This is a genomic window from Neochlamydia sp. S13 (assembly GCF_000648235.2).
Classification (GTDB): Bacteria; Chlamydiota; Chlamydiia; order Chlamydiales; family Parachlamydiaceae; genus Neochlamydia.
In genome coordinates, this window is the sequence record NZ_AP017977.1 from 2,433,632 (window position 1) to 2,457,324 (window position 23,693).

Below are 23,693 nucleotides of genomic sequence, written 5' to 3' on the forward strand. Positions count from 1 at the left end.
AAAAGGGTGTTTTTGTTAAACGGCCCTTGTCTCGATTAGAATGAGGATTCTCTTTCCTCATTTTCTTTTTCCCCAGTAAGCAAATAATCGGGTGAAATTATCTTTTTGTGAGCTAGGTAAGAGGAAATATTGATTAAATAACTTTGAGCCTGCTGAAGCTTTTGTTGGCTAAATAGAGAATAATCGCAATGCTGAAGATCTAATAACTGAATTTGAAAATGAGCTGTCGTTCTCTTGATTTCATCATCTGCTTCTTGAAAGTCGTTTGATGCAAAATAGCCGTTGAGCACATTCCATAGCTGCAAGGCAAGCAGGGAAACAGAATCAGCAGAAAGAGAATCCAAAACCCTTCTTTCACCTGGAAGGAAATTTTCTGTAGAAAAAGTATGATCAGCCTGAGCTAAATAATTTACCTCGTGCTTTAGCGCTTTCTTCTCGTGGCTAGAATTCAATTTTTCTGCTAAAGAAGCTGCTTGAGATTTTTGCCCTTCCAATGGTTGCCGCTGCGTTTGATTTCTTTTTAAAGATTCACGGATAAAAGCTAGCGTTGGGTTTTTGCTATTAATATTCCAAGATAGGCCCAGGGAAGTGAGCGAAGTATTGGTTTCCAAGGCTTTAGCTAAAGCCTTAATAGCTTCATAATTTGTGAAATTCTTCCCGCTTAGATTTAGTTCAGTGAGCGAAATATTCGTTTCAAGTGCTTTAGCTAAAGCGCTAAAGCCGTCATAGCCTATCCTATTAGACCTAAGGTTTAACTTAGTAAGCGAGGTATTCGTTTCAAGAGCTTTGCCTAAAGCGCTAGCGCCTTCATTGCCTATCTCATGGTTGTAAAGATCTAGTGCAGTGAGCGAGTGATTGGTTTCTAGGGCTTTAGCTAAAGCGCTAGCGCCTTCGGCTTTAGCTAAAGCTCTATCAGCTTCGGCTATAGCTAAAGGGCTAGCAACTTCATAGGCTATCTCATTGTTGTAAAGATCTAGTGTAGTGAGCGAATTATTGGTTTCTAGGGCTTTAGCTAAAGCACTAGCGCCTTCAAGACCTATCTCATTGCCTTTAAGGTTTAGTATAGTGAGCGAATGATTGGTTTCTAGGGCTTTACCTAAAGCGCTTGCAGCTTCATAGCCTATCTGATTGTCGTTAAGAACTAGTAGGGTAAGCGAATTATTGGTTTCGAGGGCCTTGCTTAAAGCGCTAGTACCTTCATAGCCTATCTCATTCCCTGAAAGGTCTAGTTCAGTAAGCGAGGTATTGGTTTTGAGGGCTTTGCTTAAAGCGCTAGTACCTTCATAGCCTATCTCATTTCCTGAAAGGTCTAGTTCAGTAAGCGAGGTATTGGTTTCGAGAGCTTTGCTTAAAGCGCTAGTACCTTCATAGCCTATCTTATTCCTTGAAAGGCTTAGTGCAGTAAGCGAGGCATTGGTTTCGAGAGCTTTGCTTAAAGCGCTAGTACCTTCATAGCCTATCTCATTCTCTGAAAGTTCTAGTTCAGTAAGCGAGGTATTGGTTTCGAGGGCTTTAGCTAAAGAGCTAGCGCCCTCCTTGCCTATCTTATTAGAACTAAGGTTTAATTTAGTGAGCGAAATATTGGTGTCGAGGGCTTTGCTTAAAGCGCTAGTACCTTCATAGCCTATCTCATTCCCTGAAAGGTCTAGTTCAGTAAGCGAAGTATTGGTTTCGAGGGCTTTAGCTAAAGCCCTAGCACCTTCATAGCCTATCCTATCGTTATAAAGCTTTAATACAGTGAGCAAATTATTGGTTTCGAGGGCTTTGCTTAAAGCGCTAGCGCCCTCCTTGCCTATCCTATTGTTATTAAGATTTAGCTTAGTGAACGAGGCATTACTCTTTAATGCTTTAGCTAAAGCGCTAGCACCTTCATTGTCTATCTTATTCATATCAAGATTTAGCTCAGTGAGCGAAGTATTCTTTTCTAGAGCTTTGCCTAAAGCGCTAGCCCCTTCCTTGCCTATCTCATTCCATGAAAGGTCTAGTTTAGTGATTGAGGCATTAATTTCTAGGATTTTGCCTAAAGCGCTAGCGCCTTCCTTCCTTATCTGATCGCTTGAAAGGAGTAGTTTAGTAAGCGAAGTATTCGTTTTGAGGGCTTTAGCTAAAGCGATACTGCCTTCATTATCTATTGTCCCTGCTTTAAGACTTAGGTGAACAAGGGATTTATTTATTCTAAGCCCATCTAGTAAAGCGCTGAGCTCCTCGTATGGTAGCCTTTGTGTCTTAGAACACCATTTATTAAGAGAATTATTAAGTAGGCCTTGCAGCTGCTCCATGACTTGAGAAGAAAAATTTTCTAAGTTATATCGAATAAGTAAAGGGTGTTGATGGATAAGCTTATAATGAGGCAAAGAAGAAAGATCGCAGCCAGCCAAAGTTATACGCCTGAGATGAGGACAGCTTTTAGCTAAAGCTTGAATTTGTTTTGCCGAAAGACTTAGGCACCCCTCTAGCTCGAGTTCCTCTAAAAGAGGGGCGTCTAACTGTAGCGAGGTCAAGGCTTGATTATTTTTTAAAATAAGAAAACGTAGCTTAGGGGCTTTTAAGCCAAGCTTATAAAGATGAGGGCAGTTAGAGAGGTTAAGATGAGTTAAACAAGATAATTCGGGGAAAGAAAAAGACTTTAAAGAGGAGCAATGGCTAGCATCTAGCTTATTAAGAGCAGCAGAAGCTACGATTAGGTTTTTTAAAAGGGCCTCCGTTAAAGATTGGCAGTGATGTAAGGATAAAGTCTCAAAAGAGGAGGAGGTCATGGCTTTTAGCAGAGCAAGTTCTTGCTTTTGCTGAGAAATATCTATAAATGCTAGGGCATTTTCACGCAAGTCGTCAGTCAAAAGCTCGTGAAAAGGTGCAATATTTCCTTTTTGTATGGACGCAGCAACGGCACGGAGATAGTTAGGATGGCTTTGACTCATTAAAGTCTGCAGCTCTTTTAATGCTTCTTTAGGGATATAGCGTTCTTCATGTTTAACTAGATCTTTAGTAGGCATATTACTGGATTTTAAAAGTGAGTGACTGGTACTTGAGGTTACTAAGCCATGAAGGCTTTTTTCGTAAAATTGCCCTGGACCTTTTAAGAAACGGCTATAGATTGGGGCTCTAGTATCTTGTAAAAGGTGCTCGTAATATTTTCCTAAAGGAGGGTCTAAGCGGATTAAAAGCTCTAGAGGGGTCAAATCAAGATTATTATTTAAAGCCCTTTGCAGGCGGGTAAGCTTTTGATAAATCTTGGCTACCGTCCTAGGTGGTAAGAGAATAGAAATTACAGGGTTTTGCTTATGGTAAGCATAGGCAAAGTCGCGCTCTTCTTCGGTAAAGAGTTTAGTATAGCGCTGCTGTTGTATGTCCAAGTTTGCTAACCAAGTGCGTAATATTTCTAATGGATCAATTTGCAAAAAGCGTTCTCTCGTTTTAGGATGAAGAGCTTCTTGCATTTGGTTTAAGCAAAATAGGATGCATTTGACTTGCAACTTTCCTTCCGTTGAAAAAGAAGGAATCAAAGCGTGATCATTATCGACACAAACTAGCTGCTCTTTTTGCTCACCTTGATGATTGATAAAAGATTGCAAGATGTAGTTATCAGGCTTGCCATCTTCTGGGTTAACTAGCATAGCTAGGAGCATCATATTATGCACGCGGTGTAAGTCTAAATTAGCTAATGTATTGCCTGCTTTTAAGGCGTCATCTAAGTTTTGTCCTTCACTTGTTTCCGAAACTAATAGAGGGTAAGCGTTGCGACGGGCATTGTAGCATTTAAATAGCTCGGTTTCCGGTGTGCCATGTCCAATGAGCACACGATGGAGACTTCCTACTGCATATTCCCTACCTGCCATCTCAGGGTGAGGTTTAAAATGCAATTTGCGATGTAGATAACTTACTGCTACGACTGCACTGCGTCCATGGGTGCGAGGAAGCTTAATAAAATCTAAGGCTGCATTTAATGGAAGCTGTTGCATGACTAGGGGGTGTAATTTGGCTCGACCTGAATCTACTCCTTCCCATTCAAAGCCTTGGCCAGTGCTTGGTAGGGTAAATAGTGCAAGAGAGCGCAGGTAAGCAAAGGCTGGCAATTGAGCTTCTAAAAGATGCAAAGCCTTTCCAAGCTCAGAGTTTTGCGCATGCATTTTGGCAAATTCTAAAATTCTAGCCGGATGCGTTTTAACGCCTGCTCCTTTTTTAGCTAGCTCGATAAATACCAATAAGTTGTTATCGGCGATGGCTTTTTCTAAGGGCGTTCTTCCTTGATGAAAGTGATCAGGGTATTCTAAATCTACTCCCTTGCTAACCAGCTTGGCTAATAAAAAAGAAAAGCGGGTGGGGGCATGGATAGCACGATTAATGAGAGGAAAAAGAGGAGGAGAATGCTGATCATCGACAGCATTAGGGTCAGTATCTTCTTGGGCTAGCAAAAGATCAGCAATGGAAAATACTTGCCCTTCATCTAAGTGAGGTGAATCATAGGTGCGCATCAGTTTATGCAAAGCTGTTTGTCCAGCTTCATCGGCATGGTTAGCTTTAGCTCCTAAGTGCAGGGCCAACTTAACTAATGAGGCTTTGCCTAGTTGGATAGCAATCAGCAAAAAATTCTGCTTTTGCATCAAAGAAAGAGGAAGACGAGGGCAGAAGGAGAGAGCACTGACTATCTTCAGGGAATCAAGCAAGACAGGAATAGGGGCTGACCAGTTAAGGACTGCTAGAAAGTCGCTAGCTTCTTCTTCTAAAGGCACCAAAAAGGGGAGAGTATCCATTGCAGTTAAAGTGGTAGGCTCTAGGAGAGCTTCCACGTTTGTGCGTTGACGATGTAGGGCTAGCAGTGCATCTAAAGGATTAGCATGCCTTTGCATTAGGACTTGATAGCAGGCAAAAGCAGTTGGCTCTAAAGCTTGAAAAAGGTCATAGTGAGTCACATGATCTTGTTTAAGCTTATCTTGTAGGAGTTGCAATTTTGTAAAAAACGTAGACAATAATCGTTTAGGCAGTAAAAGGGGAATATCTAGCTTTTGATCAGCTGCTTCATCTAAAAAATCTTCTTTCGTTAAGTTTTTTTGATGAATAAGCCTTTGGTACTGCTGGTTTCTTTGGTCTAATTGCTGGATCCATTGTAGCAAAAAATCACGGGGGTTTAAATTCAAAATAAATTCTTTAACTGAGTTAGCGATCGGTTGGCTCATGCATCCTTTAAGCAATAAAGGCAGGCATTTTAAATGAATGCCATGTCCTTGTTTTGCTGGGATAATAGCAGGCTCAAAAGCGCGGTCATTATCAATGCAGGCCAGCCTTAAGCTTTCTATCTCTTGATCTTTCCAAATAAGCTCTATAATGTAGTTATCGGCCTTACCATCATTAGGGAGAATAAGGAGGCTAGCGATGACTAGGCTGCTAAACGCTTCTTTATCAATTTTTTTTAGTAAAGGAGGGATAAGGCAAAAAAGCTCTCCTATAGACTTTCCTGGAAAAAGCTTAGCGATCCAGCGTAAAGCTAAAGGTAGGTCGATTAAAGAGGCTAAAGAAGCTTTTGAAGCTAGCTTAGGATGTAACTTTAATAGGGCTAAAAGTTGCCAAAAGTTATTTTCTTCTTTACTTTTCAAATAATCTTCATGAAAAGCACGTAAGCCTTGCTCTTCAGATTTTAGGCTAAACTCTCCCTTAGAAGAAAATTCGCTTAAAAGCTGCTCTTCAGGCAGCTGCTCCATCCAGGTTCTATACGCGCGGAAAAGCTCGTGAGGATTAGAAGGATAAGACTTATGCACTTCTTTTAAAAGAAAGGGCCAGCTTTCAATAACCTCTTCTGCCGTCAGTAAGCGTTCATCACACAATAAATCAAACATTTCTAAAACGCTAATAAGGTCAGCTAACAAAATAGCTTGAGGACGTATACTTTCATTAGCATGCCCGATGGTATAGCCTACCTGTACTGTACGGGCTTCCAAATAAGCAACCTTGCATAATTTCTCTTTAAGCTCAGGCTGATCTTTGAAGATTTGCTGAGAGGTTTTGCCCTGCCATAGTTGCTGTTTAAAAGCTTTTTTGGCCTCCTGATCCAAAGAGGCTTGCCAGTTGAAGGTTAAGACGTTGGAGATTTTAAGGAAAGAGGTAGGGGCTGCAATTAAAGAGGTGGGAGAAAAAGCTTGAGTTAAAGAAGTAGCCGCATATTCCCAAGCAGGGTTTAGATAATCAGAGACCACAGCAGCAGTAGGATTAGCTTTACAGTGTAAGCCTTCTAAAGAAGCGACGGCATGCCTGCCATGGGTATTGGTGCGGCAAGGCAGGCCTAACTCATCGATAGAAAGCATAGCGCGCGCTTTGTTTATATCAAGGAGAAGAAAACCCACGGAATCCCCACAGACTTGGGCTTTCAAGGCTAGCAAAGCCTCTCGCTCTCTTAAGCTAGAGGCCTCAAGGAGCTGAGTTATAAAGTTAGTATAATAGGCCTCTAAGATTTTTAGCTTGTCTTTAAAGGAGGAAGTTGTAATTGAGTCTATAGTATCTACAATAGCAGCTAACACTTTATGAAAAGGTTGTAAACGTGGATATGAAGCTACGCTTATCCCCTGTTCTACTATTTCCTTTCTTTGCTCTTCTGTGACTATAAACCAAGGTAGCTTCAGAGTAGGCAAAAGCTTAGCTAGTTTACTTTTTTCCTCGGAGGTATAAAGAGAACTTTCAGCTTGAAGGTGAGCCAGAGTTTCTCCTAACAAATCTTTTTCTCTACCTAAATAGGCTGTCAGGCGCTGCATTAAAAGCTTTTCCTCAGGCGTACCATTGGTGGAGAATATAGAGGTATTAAAAGGAGATGGAGAATGATAGTCTTTGTCTTCCTCGATAACTGGAGAAACAGATAACAGGCTCACACTACCTTCTGTTTCTAGTGGGGGCTCTTGATAAAAAATACGAGGCGACAGGCCTAAGCTGGGAGTTGCTTGCATATAAATTCTCTAAATTTTTGATTTTTTTATAACTACTATTAATATTTAGGTAGAAAACTTTAAAAGGAGTTAGGCTCTAATTTCCTTAGCTCTTGTAAATAGGCATCCCTCACATCCGTTGTCAGAGCAGCACTTTCCTGCATTGTCTCATCAAAAGCGCCTATGAGTCCTCTTAAGCGATAGACTTCCCTTTCAATTCTTGCCATCTCGCTGCTCACCTGATTTAAAGAAGCATCGCAGTGAATGATGGGCGGGAATAATCATAGTCTAGAGGGGAGGAAATTTGCATAATTTTATTCCTTAGAAGAGAGAGTTAAATCACAAATAGTTTTGTTAAAAAAACAAATTTAGACTTTTAAATGAGCTTTCTTTATTTCGTCAAGGAAATATTCCTATACTTTCTGGTAGAGGGTGTAATTAAAAGTGTTGGCAAGATAAGGAAGGATTAATACATACTGAAAGTATAGCAAAAGGAGGTTGCATATGCTTAACGAAGAAGAAGTTAATAATGTAGTAAATCGATTAAAGAATCATCCCAACTTATTAGAATCCATTAGAGAATTATTAGATATTACCGAAGGAATTAAAGGGATTGAAGTGGCGGATGATGCTGAATTTGCTCTTATTCCCGAAGTTAGAGGCTTAGGGAAAAAATGCCTAGAGGATTGGGCAAAGCATCAAGTAAATGAACAAGAAGTTAAGACTCGGGAAATGAAATTAAGGCAGCACTCAAAAAAAAACTAAGTTGGCATACAACATTTGGGATAGTAGGTATGGAAGAGAGATGCTTCCTACAAGCAAAAAAATTGATTAGACCCTTTTCCTTATCTTCTAAGGTTAGATGTAGAGGGTATTCTTTACCTTTAGAACGAGCAATAACCGACTTTGGAGCAGATATTGCGTTTGGAAAAGTAGGGGAAAAGATGAAGGAGCATTATGGAATTGAAGCTTCTTCTTCCATGGTTAGATTGATTACCCAAAAGCATGCAAGCAAAATAGCTAAGCTAAAAAAAGAAGCGTCGAGTCAAGAAGCAATCATTTTTCTGATGTGGGTGTAAGGTAAGGATTAGCTTTTTGATCAGTGGATGGCGGCTTGGAGCTATTCTTGGAATTTTGATTAAGCTTAAGCCTCCAACTGGACAATACGCGCTTCAAGCTTAATGATTATCTTTTTCGATCTATTTATCCACGGCTTTTAACTGCGCATTTTTAGCTCTTAGCTTTGTATTTTCTCTAACTAGCTGTTCGTATGAAGGTTGCATACTATTCAATAGGCCTTTTTCGAAACTCACATATTCAATTCCCAGTTATAGATTGCTGCAATTAAGTCGAAGCGAAGTGCAAATCTTTTACGTCTATTTCTATAGCGATCTGCTATGATTTTAAATCGCTTAAGGAGGCCAATGACATTTTCATTGGCAACTCTTTCTCTTGATAAACTTTGATTTGCTTTTTTGTCCTCGTTTTAGAGGATTTTTCTTACTCTTTTCTTAGGCATCAGTGTTTGAATGTGCAGCTTTTTTAATCCTTGGTAACCTGAATTTGTTAATACTTTTATTTCTGGATGGATTTTAACTCGGGATTCTTTAAATAGCCTAAAATCATGCTTTTTACCATTACCATAGGAAGTGCAAATCACTTTCTTGCTTTTTTTATCGACTACAAGCTGCGTCTTTAGGGTGTGTTTTTTCTTTTTCCATGAATAATAGCGCTTTTGTTTTTTTTAGGGCGCTCAATAGGCGTTTCTGTAGCATCAATTAAAATAACCTCATATTCCGTATCGCTTTTCAACGGTTCTTTACGTCCCGGCAAAGCAAAATCTGGATGCTTGATTAACGTATCTTCAATCCATTTCATTGCTTTATAAGCTGAGCTTTCACTAACTCCATAGCTTTGGCTAATATAGAAATAGGTCCCATATTCGCGCATATATTCCAATGCCATCCACAACATGTTTTCTAGACTTAGTTTATATTTACGCCCACCTTTAATCTTCTTGGCCTTATCGGCTTGCTGTAAAATTTGCACCATTTTATCAAAGGTGGTACGCTTGACCCCTGTCAATCGTCGGAAGCGTTTATCATCTAATTTCTCTATCTTATCAAATTTCATGGTGTCTCCTTAAATGTTGAGTCACCATTTTACTAAAATTTGCATTTTATTTCAGTTTCGAAAGAGGTCTATTCAGTAGAAGATTAAAACAAGGTACCAAAAAGAGCCGTTATTCTCAAATAAGGCAAGGAATCAATCTCATTCTTTTAGCCAAACCAAAATTGCCGCGTCACTTAATCCCCACGAGCTGTGGCTGCTCCTAAATGCTTAGAAGGTCTCCTCCCTTTTCTTGAATCTATTTGAAACAAAAGCGCTTTTAGGTCATCTGTGAATTGTTTTTCATGGATAAGGATACGAATTCGTTTGACTTGCTTTTTTAATTTTTTTATATTGTCTTTAAAAAATAAAAATGTTGAAAAAGTTATTACTACCCAAGGAAATAAAATGCATCCTATCTCTTCGGCCTCTATTGAAAGCGTGCCTAATGAATTGCTACTCCCTATCTTAGAGGCTTGCGTAGTTCCTTCCTTATTTAGCGTCTGTAAAAGATGGCATCATCTGCTGGCTACTGAAGTCATGCCTTCTCTTTATAAAAAAATAGCGCAGCTTCATTTCCCCCCAGGGAATGCCAATACCCAGCAAACACTTATGTTAGCTAAATTTTATCAACTCGATCCTGGACTTACCTCTACCGAGAAAGTTTATCAAGTTTTTAAGCAAGTTTTTACCTTAGCTAAATCTATTTCTCCTTTGGAATTTAAAGTGCAAATAGAAGAAAAGAGGGATTTTACTCTGGTTAATTACTCTTCTTATCTCTTAAATGTTAATCGCCTTTTACTTTGGAAAAAACTTCCTGGTGGGGAAGAATACTTGAACCGAGAAGAAATTAAGCACTTGCCTCTAGAGAAAAAAGGAGAGCTATTTAGAGAGTGGATTGAAGAAAATTGTAAAAACATCACGGCTTTGGATTTATCTATAACAGGCTTGACTTATCTACCTTCAGAAATAGGGCAATTGTCTCAGCTGCAAACGCTTGACTTACATCAAAACCAGCTCACCAGTCTTCCTGCAGAAATCGGGCAGCTGTCTCAGCTGCAAACGCTTGACTTAAGAGAAAACCAGCTCACCAGTCTTCCTGCAGAAATCGGGCGGCTGTCTCAGCTACAATGGCTTGACTTAAGAGAAAACCAGCTCACCAGCCTTCCTGCAGAAATTGGACAGCTGTCTCAGCTGCAAGAGCTCTACTTAAATCAAAACCAGCTCACCGCTCTGCCTGCAGGAATAGGTCAATTGTCTCAGCTGCAAACGCTTTACTTAAATCAAAACCAGCTTACCAGTCTGCCTGCAGAAATAGGGCAATTGTCTCAGCTGCAAACGCTTTACTTAAATCAAAACCAGCTTACCAGTCTGCCTGCAGAAATAGGGCAATTGTCTCAGCTGCAAACGCTTTACTTAAATCAAAACCAGCTTACCAGTCTTCCTGCAGAAATAGGGCAATTGTCTCAGCTGAAAGGGCTTTTCTTAAATCAAAACCAGCTCACTAGTCTTCCTGCAGAAATTGAGCAGCTGTCTAAGCTGCAAATGCTTGGCTTAAATCAAAACCAACTCACCGCTCTGCCTACAGAAATCGGACAGCTGTCTGAGCTGCAAGCGCTTTACTTAAATCAAAACCAGCTCACCGCTCTGCCTGCAGAAATCGGGCAGCTTTCTCAGCTGCAAGTGCTTAGCTTACACCACAACCAGCTCACCAGCCTGCCTGCAGAAATAGGTCAATTGTCTCAGCTGCAAGGGCTTATCTTAAACCAGAATCAGCTCACCGCTCTGCCTGCAGAAATTGGGCAGCTGTCTCAGCTTATCGAGCTTGAATTAGCGGAAAATCCTTTGGAAGATATTCCAGAAAAAATAAGGCAGCGTTTTCAATTGTAGAATGGTTGTAAGTGCTTTTTAAATTGGGGTGAGCTGAGCTGACACGGCTTTACTTAAGCCAAAACCAGCTCACCGCTCTGCCTACAGAAATCGGGCAGCTGTCTGATCTGCTTTTCTTCCGGCAACTAAGCAAGTTTAAACTAACCTACACATTTATAACGATAAGAAGGTTCTCTCTTTTTCTGCAGATTGCTATGCTGGGAGAACAACCTTTCTTGACAGGAAGAAGCTAGGCGTATTGTATTCCATCATGCGGTAGAAGAATTAAAACAAGGCACCAAAAAGAGCCGTTTTTCTCAAACAAGGCAAAGAATCAATCTCATTCTTTTAGCCAAACCAAAATTGCCGCGTCACTTAATCCCCAAAAGCTGTGGCTGCTCCTAAATGCGTAGAAGGTCTTCACCCTTTCCGTGAATCTATTTGAAACAAAAGCGCTGGTAGATCATTTGTGAGTTGTTTTCATTGATAAGGATACGAATTGGTTTGACTTGCTTTTTTAATTTTTTTATATTGTCTTTAAAAAATAATAATGCTGAAAAAGTGTCACTACCAAAGGAAATAAAATGCATCCTATCTCTCCGGCATCTATTGAAAGCTTGCCCAATGAATTGCTGCTCCCTATCTTAGAGGCTTGTGTAGTTCCTTCCTTATTTAGCGTCTGTAAAAGATGGCATCATCTGCTGGCTTCTGAGTTGATGCCTTCTCTTTATAAAAAAATAGCACAGCTTCATTTCCCCAAGGGGAAGGCCACTACCCAGCGAACTCTTATGTTAGCTAAAGTTTATCAACTTAATCCTGTACTTACCTCTACTGAAAAAGTTTATCAAGTTTTTAAACAAGTTTTTACCTTAGCTAAATCTATTTCTCCTTTAGAATTTAAATGGAAAACAGAGGAAAAAAGGTATTTTACTCTGGCTAATTACTCTTCTTATCTCTTAAATATTAATCGCCTTTTACTTTGGAAAAAATTTCCTGGTGTGGAAGAATACTTGAGCCGAGAAGAAATTAAGCACTTGCCTCTAGAGAAAAAAGGGGAGCTTTTTAGAGATTGGATTGAAGAAAATTGTAAAAATACCACGGCTTTAAATTTATCTGGAGCAGGCTTGACTTATTTACCGCCAGAAATAGGCCAGTTATCTCAGCTGCAAGAGCTTAACTTAAGCCAAAACCAACTCACCGCTCTGCCTGCAGAAATAGGGCGGCTGCCTCAGCTGCAAGGGCTTGACTTAAGAGAAAACCAGCTCACCAGCCTTCCTGCAGAAATTGGACAGCTGTCTCAGCTGCAAGAGCTTTACTTAAATCAAAACCAGCTCACCAGCCTTCCTGTAGAAATCGGGCAGCTGTCTCAGCTGCAAGATCTTGGCTTAAGAGAAAACCAGCTCACCGCTCTGCCCGCAGAAATCGGGCAATTGTCTCAGCTGCAATATCTTTACTTAAATCAAAACCAGCTCACCGCTCTGCCTACAGAAATAGGCCAATTGTCTCAGCTGCAATATCTTTACTTAAATCAAAACCAGCTCACCAATCTTCCTGCAGAAATCGGGCAGCTGTCTCAGCTGCAAACGCTTGACTTAAGAGAAAACCAGCTCACCAATCTGCCTGGAGAAATCGGGCAGCTGTCTCAGCTGCAAACGCTTGACTTACATCAAAACCAGCTCACCAATCTTCCTGCAGAAATCGGGCAGCTGTCTCAGCTGCAAACGCTTGACTTAAATCAAAATCACCTCACCAGTCTGCTTGAAGAAATCGGGCAACTGTCTCAGCTACAATGGCTTTACTTAAGTCAAAACCAGCTCACCAGCCTGCCTACAGAAATCGGGCAATTGTCTCAGCTGCAAACGCTTGGCTTAAATCAAAACCAACTCACCGCTCTGCCTGCAGAAATCGGACAGCTGTCTCAGCTGCAAACGCTTTACTTAAATCAAAACCAGTTTACCAGTCTTCCTGCAGAAATGGTGCAATTGTCTCAGCTGAAAGGGCTTTTCTTAAATCAAAACCAGCTCACCAGCCTGCCTGCAGAAATAGGTCAATTGTCTCAGCTGACACGGCTTTACTTAAATCAAAACCAGCTCACCGCTCTGCCTGCAGAAATTGGGCAGCTGTCTAAGCTGCAATGGCTTGATTTAGGCCAAAACCAGCTCACCGCTCTGCCTACAGAAATAGGTCAATTGTCTCAGCTGCAAGGGCTTTACTTAAATCAAAACCAGCTAACCAGTCTTCCTGCAGAAATTGGGCAGCTGTCTCAGCTAAAAACGCTTGAACTAGCGGAAAATCCTTTGAAAGATATCGCCGAAAAAATAAGGCAGCGTTTTCAATTGTAGAATAACAAGTACTTTTTAATTTGGGTGAGCTAAAATGAAATAACAAACTTTTAGCCATCTTATCTTTAAACAAGCTTATCTTTAAACAAGTCATCCCCTTTTCTTTCGGCAACTAAGCAAGCTTAAACTAACCTACACATTTATAACGACAAGGAGCTTCTCTCTTTTTCTGCAGATTGCTATGGCTGGGAGAACAACTTTTTTTGATAGGAAGAAACTGGCGTATTGTATTTCATCATTCAGTAGAAGAATTAAAACAAGGCATCAAAAAGAACCGTTTTATCTCAAATACAAAGAATCAATTTCATTTTTTAACCAAACCAAAATTGCCGCATCACTTAATCCCCAAAACCTGTGGCTGCTCCTAAATGCTTGGAAGGTCTCCGCCCTCTCCTTGAATCTATCTGAAAAAAAACGAGGTAGATTATCTGTGAGTTGTTTTTCATTGATAAGGATACGAATTCGCTTGACTTGCTTTTTTAATTTTTTTATTGTTGCTTTTAACAGTAAAAATAATAAAAGGTCATCACTACCCAAGGAAATAAAATGCATCCTATCTCTCCGGCATCTATTGAAAGCTTGCCCAATGAATTGCTGCTCCCTATCTTAGAGGCTTGCGTAGTTCCTTCCTTATTTAGCGTCTGTAAAAGATGGCATCATCTGCTGGCTTCTGAAGTCATGCTCCCTCTTTATAAGCAAATAGGTAAAGTGCATGTTCCTCAAGGAAATGTTAAGGAGCAAGCTCTTATTGTAGATAGGATTTATAAGCTAGAAGAAAAGCTTTCTGAAACAGCAAAGGTAAATGCAATCTTTAGGCAAATCTTTACTTTAGCCAAATCTCTTTCAACTTTAGAATCTAAAGAGAAAACGGAAGGAAAAAGAGGCTTAACGCTGGCTAATTACTCTTCTTATCTCTTAAATATTAATCGCCTTTTGCTTTGGAAAAAACTTCCTGGTGGGGAAGAATACTTGAGCCGAGAAGAGATTAAGCACTTGCCTCTAGAAAAAAAAGGAGAGCTTCTTAGAGATTGGATTGAAGAAAATTGTAAAAACATCACGACTTTAGATTTATGGGAAGTAGGCTTGACTTATTTACCCTCAGAAATCGGGCAATTGTCTAAGCTGCAATGGCTTTACTTAAATCAAAACCAGCTCACTAACCTGCCTGAAGAAATAGGTCTATTGTCTCAGCTGCAAAGGCTTGAATTAAATCAAAACCAGCTCACTAACCTGCCTGAAGAAATAGGTCTATTGTCTCAGCTGCAAAGGCTTGAATTAAATCAAAACCAGCTCACTAACCTGCCTGAAGAAATAGGTCTATTGTCTCAGCTGCAAAGGCTTGAATTAAATCAAAACCAGCTCACCGCTCTGCCTGCAGAAATCAGGCAGCTGTCTAATCTGCTACAGCTTCGCTTAGGCCAAAACCAGCTCACCGCTCTGCCTGCAGAAATCGGGCAGCTGCCTCAGCTGCAAGAGCTTTACCTAAATCAAAACCAACTCACCAGTCTTTCTGAAGAAATAGGTCAATTGCCTGAGCTGCAATGGCTTTACCTAAATCAAAACCAACTCACCAGCCTTCCTGCAGAAATAGGTCTATTGTCTCAGCTGCAAACCCTTGATTTAGATCAAAACCAGCTCACCAGCCTTCCTGCAGAAATCGGGCAATTGTCTAAGCTGCAATGGCTTTACTTAAATCAAAACCAGCTCACTAACCTGCCTGAAGAAATAGGTCTATTGTCTCAGCTGCAAAGGCTTGAATTAAATCAAAACCAGCTCACCGCTCTGCCTGCAAAAATAGGACAGTTGTCCCGGCTGCAAGGGCTTTACTTAAATCAAAACCGGCTCACCGCTCTGCCTGCAGAAATCGGGCGGTTGTCTAAGCTGCAATGGCTTTACTTAAATCAAAACCAGCTCACCGCTCTGCCTACAGAAATCGGGCAGCTGTCTACGCTGGCATGCCTCGAATTAAATCAAAACCAGCTCACCAGCCTTCCTGCAAAGATCGGGCAGCTGTCTGAGCTGCAAACGCTTAAATTAAATCAAAACCAACTCACCAGCCTGCCTGCAGAAATAGGTCAATTGTCTCAGCTAGAAGCGCTTTACTTAAATCAAAATCAGCTCACCAGTCTTCCTACAGAGATAGGGCGGCTGTCTAGGCTGAAAGGGCTTTACTTAAATCAAAACCAGCTCACCAGTCTGCCTGCAGAAATCGGACAGCTGTCTAAGCTACAATGGCTTTACTTAAATCAAAACCAGCTCACCGCTCTGCCTGCAGAAATAGGGCAGCTGTCTAAGCTGCAATGGCTTTACTTAAATCAAAACCAGCTCACCAGTCTGCCTGCAGAAATCGGGCGGCTGTCTAATCTGCTACAGCTTCACTTAGACCAAAACCAGCTCACCGCTCTGCCTGCAGAAATAGGTCTATTGTTTCAGCTGCAAAGGCTTAACTTAAGACAAAACCAACTCACTAGTCTTCCTGCAGAAATCGGGCGGTTGTCTTGGCTTACCAAGCTTGAACTAGCAGAAAATCCTTTGAAAGATATCGCCGAAAAAATAAGGCAGCGTTTTCAATTGTAGAATGGCCGTAAGTACTTTTTAATTTGGGGTGGGCTAAAATGAAATAAGAAACTTTTAACCACCTTATCTTTAAGAAAGTAATCCGCTTTTCTTCCCGCAACTAAGCAAGCTTAAACTAGCCTACACATTTTAACGACAAGAAGTTTCTCTCTTTTTCTGAAGAGTGTTATGGCTGGGAAGACAACCTTTCTTGACTGGAAGAAGCTAGGCATATTGTATTCCATCATGCGGTAGAAGAATTAAAACAAGGCACCAAAAAGAGCTGTTTTTCTCAAATAAGGCAAAGAATCAATCTCATTTTTTTAGGCAAATCAAAATTGCCGCGTCACTTAATTTCCAAAACCTGTGGCTGCTCCTAAATGCTTGGAAGGTCTCCCCCCTTTCCTGAATCTATCTGAAAAAAAAAGCAAGGTAGATTATCTATGAGTTGTTTTTCACTGATAAGGATTCGAATTGATTTGACTTGCTTTTTAATTTTTTTATATTGTCTTTAAAAAATAAAAATACTGAAAAAGTTATTACTACCCAAGGAAATAAAATGCATCCTATCTCTTCGGCATCTATTGAAAGCTTGCCCAATGAATTGCTGCTCCCTATCTTAGAGGCTTGCGTAGTTCCTTCCTTATTTAGCGTCTGTAAAAGATGGCATCATCTGCTGGCTACTGAAGTCATGCCCCCTCTTTATAAGAAAATAGGTAAAGTGCATGTTCCTCAAGGAAATGTTAAGGAGCAGGCTCTTATTGTAGATAAGATTTATAAGCTAGAAGAAAAGCTTTCTGAAACAGCAAAGGTAAATGCAATCTTTAAGCAAATCTTTACTTTAGCCAAGTCTTTTTCAACTTTAGAATTGAAAGAGAAAACAGAAGAAAAAAGAGGCTTAACTCTGGCTAATTACTCTTCTTATCTCTTAAATATTAATCGCCTTTTACTTTGGAAAAAACTTCCTGGTGGGGAAGAATACTTGAGCCGAGAAGAAATTAAGCACTTGCCTCTACAAAAAAAAGGAGAGCTTCTTAGAAATTGGATTGAAGAAAATTGTAAAAACATCACGGATTTAGATTTATCTGAAGCAGGCTTGACTTACTTACCCCCAGAAATATGCCAGTTATCTCAGCTGCAATGGCTTTACTTAAATCAAAACCAGCTCACCGCTCTGCCTGCAAAAATAGGGCAGCTGTCTCAGTTGGAATGGCTTGAGTTAAATCAAAACCAGCTCACCGCTCTGCCTGTAGAAATAGGTCAATTGTCTCAGCTGCAAGGGCTTTACTTAAATCAAAACCAGCTCACCAGCCTTCCTGCAGAAATAATTCAATTGTCTCAGCTACAATGGCTTCAATTAAGCCAAAACCAGCTCACCGCTCTGCCCGCAGAAATCGGGCAATTGTCTCAGCTGCAAGAGCTTCACTTAAGCAAAAACCAGATCATCAGTCTTCCTGCAGAAATCGGCCAGCTGTCTCAACTACGAGTGCTTTACTTAAATCAAAACCAGCTCACCAGCCTTCCTGCAGAAATAGGCCAATTGTCTCAGCTGCAACATCTTTACTTAAATCAAAATCAGCTCACCAGCCTGCCTGTAGAAATTGGGCAATTGCCTCAGTTACAAAGGCTTGATTTAAGCCAAAACCAGGTCGCCAGTCTTCCTGCAGAAATTTGGCAACTGTATCAGCTGCAAACGCTTGACTTAAGAGGAAACCAGCTCACCAGCCTTCCTGCAGAAATAGGCCAATTGTCTAAGCTGCAATGGCTTGACTTAAATCAAAACCAGCTCACCAGCCTTCCCGCAGAAATAGGGCAGTTGTCTCAGCTGCAATGGCTTTACTTAAATCAAAACCAGCTCACCGCTCTGCCTGCAGAGATTGGGCAGCTGTCTCAGCTGAAAGGGCTTTACTTAAATCAAAACCAGCTCACCAGACTTCCTACAGGGATCCGGCAGTTGTCTCAGCTGAAAGGGCTTTACTTAAACCAGAACCAGCTCACCAGTCTGCCTGCAGAAACAGGTCAATTGTCTCAGTTGCAATGGCTTGATTTAAGCCAAAACCAGCTCACCGCTCTGCCTACAGAGATTGGGCAACTGTCTCAGCTGCAAAAGCTTTACTTAAATCAGAACCAGCTCACCAGTCTTCCTGCAGAAATCGGGCGGCTGTCTAAGCTGCAAACGCTTGAATTAGCGGAAAATCCTTTGAAAGATATCGCCGAGAAAATAAGGCAGCGGTTCCTATAAGGAATGGTATCCTACAAGAGTACTTAGAAGTAACTATCTCTATAAAAATGGGCAATAGATGGAAAACAAAAAGAGTTTCATAAAAATAGCCAGACCAAGCTTCGCATAACCTATGCAAACCATCAAATCCTAATGATATTGCCTTGATAAGTGCTGCTCATAAAGTCGTGCATTGTGAAATAGCCTGCTATAATCTTATCTGTTTCTTCTGGATGCTTGATTAACGTATCTTCAATCCATTTCACCGCTTTATAAGCTGAGCTTTCACTAACTCCATAGCTTTGGCTAATATAAAAATAGGTCCTATATTCTCGCATATATTCCAATGCCATCCACAACATGTTTTCTAGACTTAGTTTATATTTACGCCCACCTTTAATCTTCTTGGCCTTATCGGCTTGCTGTAAAATTTGCACCATTTTATCAAAGGTGGTACGCTTGACCCCTGTCAATGGTCGGAAGCGTTCATCATCTAATTTCTCTATCTTATCAAATTTCATGGTGTCTCCTTAAATGTTGAGTCACCATTTTACTAAAGTTTGCATTTTATTCCAGTTTCGAAAGAGGTCTATTCAGTAGAAGAATTAAAACAAGGCACCAAAAAGAACCGTTTTTCTCAAACAAGGCAAAGAATCAATCTCATTCTTTTGGCCAAACCAAAATTGCCGCGTCACTTAATCCCCAAAAGCTGTGGCTGCTCCTAAATGCGTAGAAGGTCTTCACGCTTTCCGTGAATCTATTTGAAACAAAAGCGCTGATAGATCATTTGTGAGTTGTTTTCATTGATAAGGATACGAATTTGTTTGACTTGTCTGTTTAATTTTTTTATATATCTTTAAAAAATAAAAATGCAGAAAAGTTATTCTTACCCAAGGAAATAAAATGCATCCTATCTCTTCGGCATCTATTGAAAGCTTGCCCAATGAATTGCTGCTCCCTATCTTAGAGGCTTGCGTAGTTCCTTCCTTATTTAGCGTCTGTAAAAGATGGCATCATCTGCTGGCTTCTGAGTTGATGCCTTCTCTTTATAAAAAAATAGCACAGCTTCATTTCCCCAAGGGGAAGGCCACTACCCAGCGAACTCTTATGTTAGCTAAAGTTTATCAACTCAATCCTGGACTTACCTCTACTGAAAAAGTTTATCAAGTTTTTAAACAAGTTTTTACCTTAGCTAAATCTATTTCTCCTTTAGAATTTAAATGGAAAACAGAGGAAAAAAGGTATTTTACTCTGGCTAATTACTCTTCTTATCTCTTAAATATTAATCGCCTTTTACTTTGGAAAAAATTTCCTGGTGGGGAAGAATACTTGAACCGAGAAGAAATTAAGCACTTGCCTCTACAAAAAAAAGGAGAGCTTCTTAGAGATTGGATTGAAGAAAATTGTAAAAACATCACGGATTTAGATTTATCTGAAGTAGGCTTGACTTACTTACCCCCAGAAATATGCCAGTTATCTCAGCTGCAATGGCTTTACTTAAATCAAAACCAGCTCACCAGCCTGCCTACAGAAATCGGGCAATTATCTCAGCTGCAAAGGCTTGAATTAAGCCACAACCAGCTCACCGCTCTGCCTGTAGAAATAGGTCAATTGTCTCAGCTGCAAGGGCTTTACTTAAATCAAAACCAGCTCACCAGCCTTCCTGCAGAAATAGTTCAATTGTCTCAGCTACAATGGCTTCAATTAAGCCAAAACCAGCTCACCGCTCTGCCCGCAGAAATCGGGCAATTGTCTCAGCTGCAAGAGCTTCACTTAAGCAAAAACCAGATCATCAGTCTTCCTGCAGAAATCGGCCAGCTGTCTCAACTACGAGTGCTTTACTTAAATCAAAACCAGCTCATCAGCCTTCCTGCAGAAATAGGCCAATTGTCTCAGCTGCAACATCTTTACTTAAATCAAAATCAGCTCATCAGCCTGCCTGTAGAAATAGGTCAATTGTCTCAGCTGCAAGGGCTTTACTTAAATCAAAACCAGCTCACCAGCCTTCCTGCAGAAATAGTTCAATTGTCTCAGCTACAATGGCTTCAATTAAGCCAAAACCAGCTCACCGCTCTGCCCGCAGAAATCGGGCAATTGTCTCAGCTGCAAAAGCTTCACTTAAATCAAAACCAGATCATCAGTCTTCCTGCAGAAATCGGCCAGCTGTCTCAACTACGAGTGCTTTACTTAAATCAAAACCAGCTCACCAGCCTTCCTGCAGAAATTGGGCAATTGCCTCAGTTACAAAGGCTTGATTTAAGACAAAACCAGGTCGCCAGTCTTCCTGTAGAAATCGGCCAGCTGTCTCAGCTGCAATGGCTTGAATTAAATCAAAACCAGCTCACCAGCCTTCCCGCAGAAATAGGGCAGTTGTCTCAGCTGCAAACGCTTGAATTAAATCAGAACCAGCTCATCAGCCTTCCTGCAGAAATCGGGCAACTGTTTCAGCTGCAATGGCTTATCTTAAACCAGAATCAGCTCACCAGTCTTCCAGCAGAAATCGGGCAATTGTCTCAGCTGCAACGGCTTTACTTAAATCACAACCAGCTCACCAGTCTGCCTACAGAAATCGGGCAGCTGTCTCAGCTGCAAACGCTTTACTTAAATCAAAACCAGCTCGCCAGTCTTCCTGCAGAAATTGGGCGGCTGTCTAAGCTGCAAACGCTTTACTTAAATCAGAACCAGCTCATCAGCCTTCCTGCAGAAATCGGGCAACTGTTTCAGCTGCAATGGCTTATCTTAAACCAGAATCAGCTCACCAGTCTTCCTGCAGAAATCGGGCAATTGTCTCAGCTGCAAACGCTTGACTTAAGAGAAAACCAGCTCACCAGCCTGCCTACAGAAATCGAGCAGCTGTCTAATCTGTATCAGCTTGAATTAGCAGAAAATCCTCTGAAAGATATCGCCGAGAAAATAAGGCAGCGGTTCCTATAAGGAATGGTATCCTACAAGAGTACTTAGAAGTAACTATTTCTATAAAAATGGGCAATAGATGGAAAACAAAAAGAGTTTCATAAAAATAGCCAGACCAAGCTTCGCATAACCTATGCAAACCATCAAATCCTAATGATATTGCCTTGATAAGTGCTGCTCATAAAGTCGTGCATTGTGAAATAGCCTGCTATAATCTTATCTGTTTCTTCTGGATGCTTGATTAACGTATCTTCAATCCATTTCACCGCTTTATAAGCTGAGCTTTCACTAATTCCATAGCTTTGGCTAATATGAAAATAGGTCCTATATTCGCGCATATATTCCAAGGCCATCAACAACATGTCTTTTAGACTTAGTTTATATTTACGCCCACCTTTAATCTTCTTGGCCTTATCGGCTTGCTGTAAAATTTGCACCATTTTATCAAAGGTGGTACGCTTGACCCCTGTCAATCGTCGGAAGCGTTCATCATCTAATTTCTCTATCTTATCAAATTTCATGGTGTCTCCTTAAATGTTGAGTCACCATTTTACTAAAATTTGCATTTTATTTCAGTTTCGAAAGAGGTCTAATATATGATTAAGCAAATACAAACTCTACAAATTACTTTATTTATCAAGAAATAATTGATACCCCGTGACGGCTTACTTTCAAACATATACCTAAGCTTAATTTCTTTTTTAACGTAACAAGTTAGCCGGTAAACTTGTGAAAAGCTCGCATGAAGAAAAGAGGCTTCCCTAAGATGAAAGAGGGAATCGTTAAATTATTTTACTTTCTTTGATTTTGTTAAAATATCCTGGCAGGTGTGCTTATTACCAACTATTGAACTTATAAGGTGTAAAAGTTAAAACTTGAAAATATAAATAAGCACAACTTTTCAGCAAATCAAAAACACCCGTCTCTTAAATATTTATAAATTTTTTTATCCTGCCAAGAATGTAGAGGTTTTAAACTTAAGAAATCCAGTAGACAAGTTTTTTATAGAAAATATAAAGTGTTTTAACCCTTATAACTTGTGCCCATAAAGGAAATAATCATGCAGCATGTGAAATGGATAGTATTTTTAGTGGCTGTCTGTTGGTTTACTTTTTTTGTAGGCCTCAGATCAAACACCATTCGATCCTTACTTATTCTTCCTTCTAAAGAAAGTGTGAGAGCTGGTGAATTCAATCCTACCTTTTATAGAAGAAATGCTTTCCAAGAAAGCGCTTTAGCTCACAAATTACTAGATGGGCTAAGAGGAATTGAAATTGGAGGTTCTGCCCATAACCCTTTTGGATTAAAAACTCTTAATGTCGATTATAGCGACGAGCTTTCCACACCTTTCAAAAGAGCAGAGGAAAAGACAGCAGGACATGCCTTGAAAGTTGACATAGTGGCAAGCGGAGATAATCTCCCTTTTAAGGATAATGCATTTGACTTTGTAATCAATTCTCATGTCATTGAGCATTTTTTTGATCCTATAAAAGCTATCAAGGAATGGCTGCGCGTCGTAAAGCCAGGAGGATATGTTTATATGATTATTCCTCATAAAGAGCGGACCTTTGATAAAAATAGACCACGTACTTCTTTAGAGGAAATTATCTATCGTCATGAACATTTGACTGCCCCTAAAGAAGACGATCACCATCATTGGTCAGTTTGGGTTACTCAAGATATGCTAGATATATGCAAGCATTATGGCTGGGAGGTAGTAGCTGTCCAAGACATCGATGACAAAGTAGGCAATGGATTTACAGTAGTAGTAAGAAAAGGCGAGGAAATCAGAAACTTATGAAGCGTTTTTTAATCTTCTGTGGGTGGCTCTTAATCTTACAGACCCTATATGCGGGCTATAAGTATGAATTATCAAGTTGTGCAATTTTTATGGAAGATGATCTTCCTTATATGCCTGAATGGATCGAATTTCATAAGCATCAAGGTGTCCAACATTTTTATTTATATAATAATGGACCTGTCAACGTATGGAAACCTTATCTAGATCAATATGAAAGGGAAGGATTTATTGAGGTAATAGAATGGAATTATGGTAGCCAAAATGTTATAGAGTGGAATAGCATTCAAACTCAAGCTTACATGCACTGCTTGAAAAAAATTACCAAAGAATCTAAATGGTGCGCCATCATTGATACCGATGAATTTCTTTTTACGCTGCCTTACAAAAATTTGAGAAAAGCTTTAAAGAATTATGAAGAATTTGCAGGCGTGGTAGCCAATTGGGTAATGTATGGAACAAGTAACGTAGACTACATTCCTGAAGGGCAAAAATTGACCGATCTATTAGTGCATAGAGGAGCAGTAGATGGTGATTTGCATGTTAAATCTATTGTTAAGCCTGCCTATGTGGTAGATATCATGAATCCTCATAGTTTTATCTACTCTACTAATAAATTTGCCGTGAATGAAAACAAAGAACTTGTCCATGGTGCTTTTACAGCGAAAAACAGTGTTAACATTTTTAGAATTAATCATTATTGGTGCCGGGATAAAAGCTTTTTAATCAACACTAAGCTTGCTCGTCGAATAAAGTGGGGCCAGCCTATAGAATCTGTGCTAGAGATAGAAAAAGGATACAATATAGAGTATGATGATATAATTAAAAATTTTAATAATTATGACTAATGAATGGATCAGCATCAAGAAGGGCTAGATAACCCTCTAAGCAATGTGGATAGGAAAAAGCGTTCAAAAATTATTCGCAAGGATAGAGGAGAAACCGTGCCACCGGTTGACACGAACGTGGCAAGCTGA

14 protein-coding genes and 3 pseudogenes are annotated in these 23,693 nt (G+C 40.1%); 10 read left to right on the forward strand and 7 right to left on the reverse strand.

All coding sequences use genetic code 11. From position 1 onward, the window contains the following. Nucleotides 1-35: 35 nt before the first annotated feature. On the reverse strand, nucleotides 36-6,929 hold the full coding sequence (locus tag TY21_RS09410) for a hypothetical protein (RefSeq protein WP_042239295.1): 6,894 nt from the start codon (nucleotides 6,927-6,929) through the stop codon (nucleotides 36-38). Nucleotides 6,930-6,988: 59 nt separating this feature from the next. Next, entirely contained in the window at nucleotides 6,989-7,135 is a 147-nt protein-coding gene (locus tag TY21_RS11135; RefSeq protein WP_158623064.1) for a hypothetical protein, read from the reverse strand. A gap of 277 nt (nucleotides 7,136-7,412) precedes the next feature. Between TY21_RS11135 and TY21_RS09415 the strand changes: the two genes are divergently transcribed. Next, on the forward strand, nucleotides 7,413-7,673 hold the full coding sequence (locus tag TY21_RS09415) for a hypothetical protein (RefSeq protein ID WP_130589676.1): 261 nt from the start codon (nucleotides 7,413-7,415) through the stop codon (nucleotides 7,671-7,673). 29 nt (nucleotides 7,674-7,702) lie between these two features. Then, a complete protein-coding gene (locus TY21_RS09420; protein WP_130589677.1) occupies nucleotides 7,703-7,987 on the forward strand; it encodes a hypothetical protein in 285 nt (94 codons plus the stop codon). On the opposite strand, the gene TY21_RS11975 is transcribed toward TY21_RS09420, so the two are convergent. Beyond that, nucleotides 7,965-8,084 (reverse strand): DUF6444 domain-containing protein, encoded by a 120-nt coding sequence (locus tag TY21_RS11975; protein WP_368668642.1) that lies wholly within the window; start codon nucleotides 8,082-8,084, stop codon nucleotides 7,965-7,967. The two genes, TY21_RS09420 and TY21_RS11975, sit on opposite strands and share 23 nt — an antisense overlap. Before the next feature lie 133 nt (nucleotides 8,085-8,217). Beyond that, a pseudogene (locus TY21_RS09425) lies at nucleotides 8,218-9,041 on the reverse strand (IS5 family transposase). 384 nt (nucleotides 9,042-9,425) lie between these two features. On the opposite strand from TY21_RS09425, the gene TY21_RS09430 reads away from it, so the two are divergent. Continuing rightward, nucleotides 9,426-10,907 (forward strand): leucine-rich repeat domain-containing protein, encoded by a 1,482-nt coding sequence (locus TY21_RS09430; protein ID WP_197725057.1) that lies wholly within the window; start codon nucleotides 9,426-9,428, stop codon nucleotides 10,905-10,907. A gap of 563 nt (nucleotides 10,908-11,470) precedes the next feature. Then, a complete protein-coding gene (locus TY21_RS09435; RefSeq protein ID WP_197725058.1) occupies nucleotides 11,471-13,228 on the forward strand; it encodes a leucine-rich repeat domain-containing protein in 1,758 nt (585 codons plus the stop codon). A 279-nt stretch (nucleotides 13,229-13,507) separates the two neighbouring features. On the opposite strand, the gene TY21_RS09440 is transcribed toward TY21_RS09435, so the two are convergent. Beyond that, nucleotides 13,508-13,780 carry a hypothetical protein gene (locus TY21_RS09440; protein ID WP_042239610.1) on the reverse strand — a complete coding sequence of 91 codons (273 nt, stop codon included), beginning with the start codon at nucleotides 13,778-13,780 and terminating at the stop codon, nucleotides 13,508-13,510. On the opposite strand from TY21_RS09440, the gene TY21_RS09445 reads away from it, so the two are divergent. Both TY21_RS09445 and TY21_RS09450 read left to right on the forward strand, forming a co-directional pair. Further along, nucleotides 13,775-15,805 carry a leucine-rich repeat domain-containing protein gene (locus tag TY21_RS09445; RefSeq protein WP_130589678.1) on the forward strand — a complete coding sequence of 677 codons (2,031 nt, stop codon included), beginning with the start codon at nucleotides 13,775-13,777 and terminating at the stop codon, nucleotides 15,803-15,805. The two genes, TY21_RS09440 and TY21_RS09445, sit on opposite strands and share 6 nt — an antisense overlap. A 538-nt stretch (nucleotides 15,806-16,343) precedes the next feature. Then, nucleotides 16,344-18,026: a leucine-rich repeat domain-containing protein gene (locus tag TY21_RS09450; RefSeq protein ID WP_130589679.1), complete on the forward strand. Its 1,683-nt coding sequence runs from the start codon at nucleotides 16,344-16,346 to the stop codon at nucleotides 18,024-18,026. 209 nt (nucleotides 18,027-18,235) lie between these two features. Here the strand turns inward: TY21_RS09450 and TY21_RS09455 are convergent. Further along, nucleotides 18,236-18,526 (reverse strand): annotated as a pseudogene (locus TY21_RS09455) (transposase family protein); the annotation flags it as partial. A 382-nt stretch (nucleotides 18,527-18,908) separates the two neighbouring features. On the opposite strand from TY21_RS09455, the gene TY21_RS09460 reads away from it, so the two are divergent. After that, entirely contained in the window at nucleotides 18,909-20,939 is a 2,031-nt protein-coding gene (locus TY21_RS09460) for a leucine-rich repeat domain-containing protein (RefSeq protein WP_130589680.1), read from the forward strand. Nucleotides 20,940-21,148: 209 nt separating this feature from the next. Here the strand turns inward: TY21_RS09460 and TY21_RS09465 are convergent. Next, nucleotides 21,149-21,439, reverse strand: a pseudogene (locus tag TY21_RS09465) (transposase family protein); the annotation flags it as partial. Nucleotides 21,440-21,978: 539 nt separating this feature from the next. On the opposite strand from TY21_RS09465, the gene TY21_RS09470 reads away from it, so the two are divergent. Genes TY21_RS09470 through TY21_RS11690 form a run of 3 tightly spaced genes read left to right on the forward strand, consistent with a single transcriptional unit; the run spans nucleotide 21,979 to nucleotide 23,693 of the window. Continuing rightward, entirely contained in the window at nucleotides 21,979-22,719 is a 741-nt protein-coding gene (locus TY21_RS09470; protein WP_052354369.1) for a class I SAM-dependent methyltransferase, read from the forward strand. Continuing rightward, a complete protein-coding gene (locus tag TY21_RS09475) occupies nucleotides 22,716-23,564 on the forward strand; it encodes a glycosyltransferase family 92 protein (RefSeq protein WP_042239421.1) in 849 nt (282 codons plus the stop codon). The genes TY21_RS09470 and TY21_RS09475 overlap by 4 nt, the downstream gene beginning before the upstream one ends. Nucleotides 23,565-23,567: 3 nt before the next feature. Further along, nucleotides 23,568-23,693 (forward strand): hypothetical protein, encoded by a 126-nt coding sequence (locus TY21_RS11690; RefSeq protein WP_255501498.1) that lies wholly within the window; start codon nucleotides 23,568-23,570, stop codon nucleotides 23,691-23,693.

Bases quoted from the DNA above. Each gene is read 5' to 3' on its own strand.
- TY21_RS09430 (WP_197725057.1), top strand. From the start codon at position 9,426: ATGCATCCTATCTCTTCGGCCTCTATTGAAAGCGTGCCTAATGAATTG.
- TY21_RS09410 (WP_042239295.1), bottom strand. From the start codon at position 6,929: ATGCAAGCAACTCCCAGCTTAGGCCTGTCGCCTCGTATTTTTTATCAA.
- TY21_RS09470 (WP_052354369.1), top strand. From the start codon at position 21,979: ATGCAGCATGTGAAATGGATAGTATTTTTAGTGGCTGTCTGTTGGTTT.
- TY21_RS11135 (WP_158623064.1), bottom strand. From the start codon at position 7,135: ATGGCAAGAATTGAAAGGGAAGTCTATCGCTTAAGAGGACTCATAGGC.
- TY21_RS09435 (WP_197725058.1), top strand. From the start codon at position 11,471: ATGCATCCTATCTCTCCGGCATCTATTGAAAGCTTGCCCAATGAATTG.
- TY21_RS09460 (WP_130589680.1), top strand. From the start codon at position 18,909: ATGCATCCTATCTCTTCGGCATCTATTGAAAGCTTGCCCAATGAATTG.
- TY21_RS09420 (WP_130589677.1), top strand. From the start codon at position 7,703: ATGGAAGAGAGATGCTTCCTACAAGCAAAAAAATTGATTAGACCCTTT.
- TY21_RS09450 (WP_130589679.1), top strand. From the start codon at position 16,344: ATGCATCCTATCTCTTCGGCATCTATTGAAAGCTTGCCCAATGAATTG.
- TY21_RS09445 (WP_130589678.1), top strand. From the start codon at position 13,775: ATGCATCCTATCTCTCCGGCATCTATTGAAAGCTTGCCCAATGAATTG.
- TY21_RS11690 (WP_255501498.1), top strand. From the start codon at position 23,568: ATGGATCAGCATCAAGAAGGGCTAGATAACCCTCTAAGCAATGTGGAT.
- TY21_RS09440 (WP_042239610.1), bottom strand. From the start codon at position 13,780: ATGCATTTTATTTCCTTGGGTAGTGATGACCTTTTATTATTTTTACTG.
- TY21_RS09415 (WP_130589676.1), top strand. From the start codon at position 7,413: ATGCTTAACGAAGAAGAAGTTAATAATGTAGTAAATCGATTAAAGAAT.
- TY21_RS09475 (WP_042239421.1), top strand. From the start codon at position 22,716: ATGAAGCGTTTTTTAATCTTCTGTGGGTGGCTCTTAATCTTACAGACC.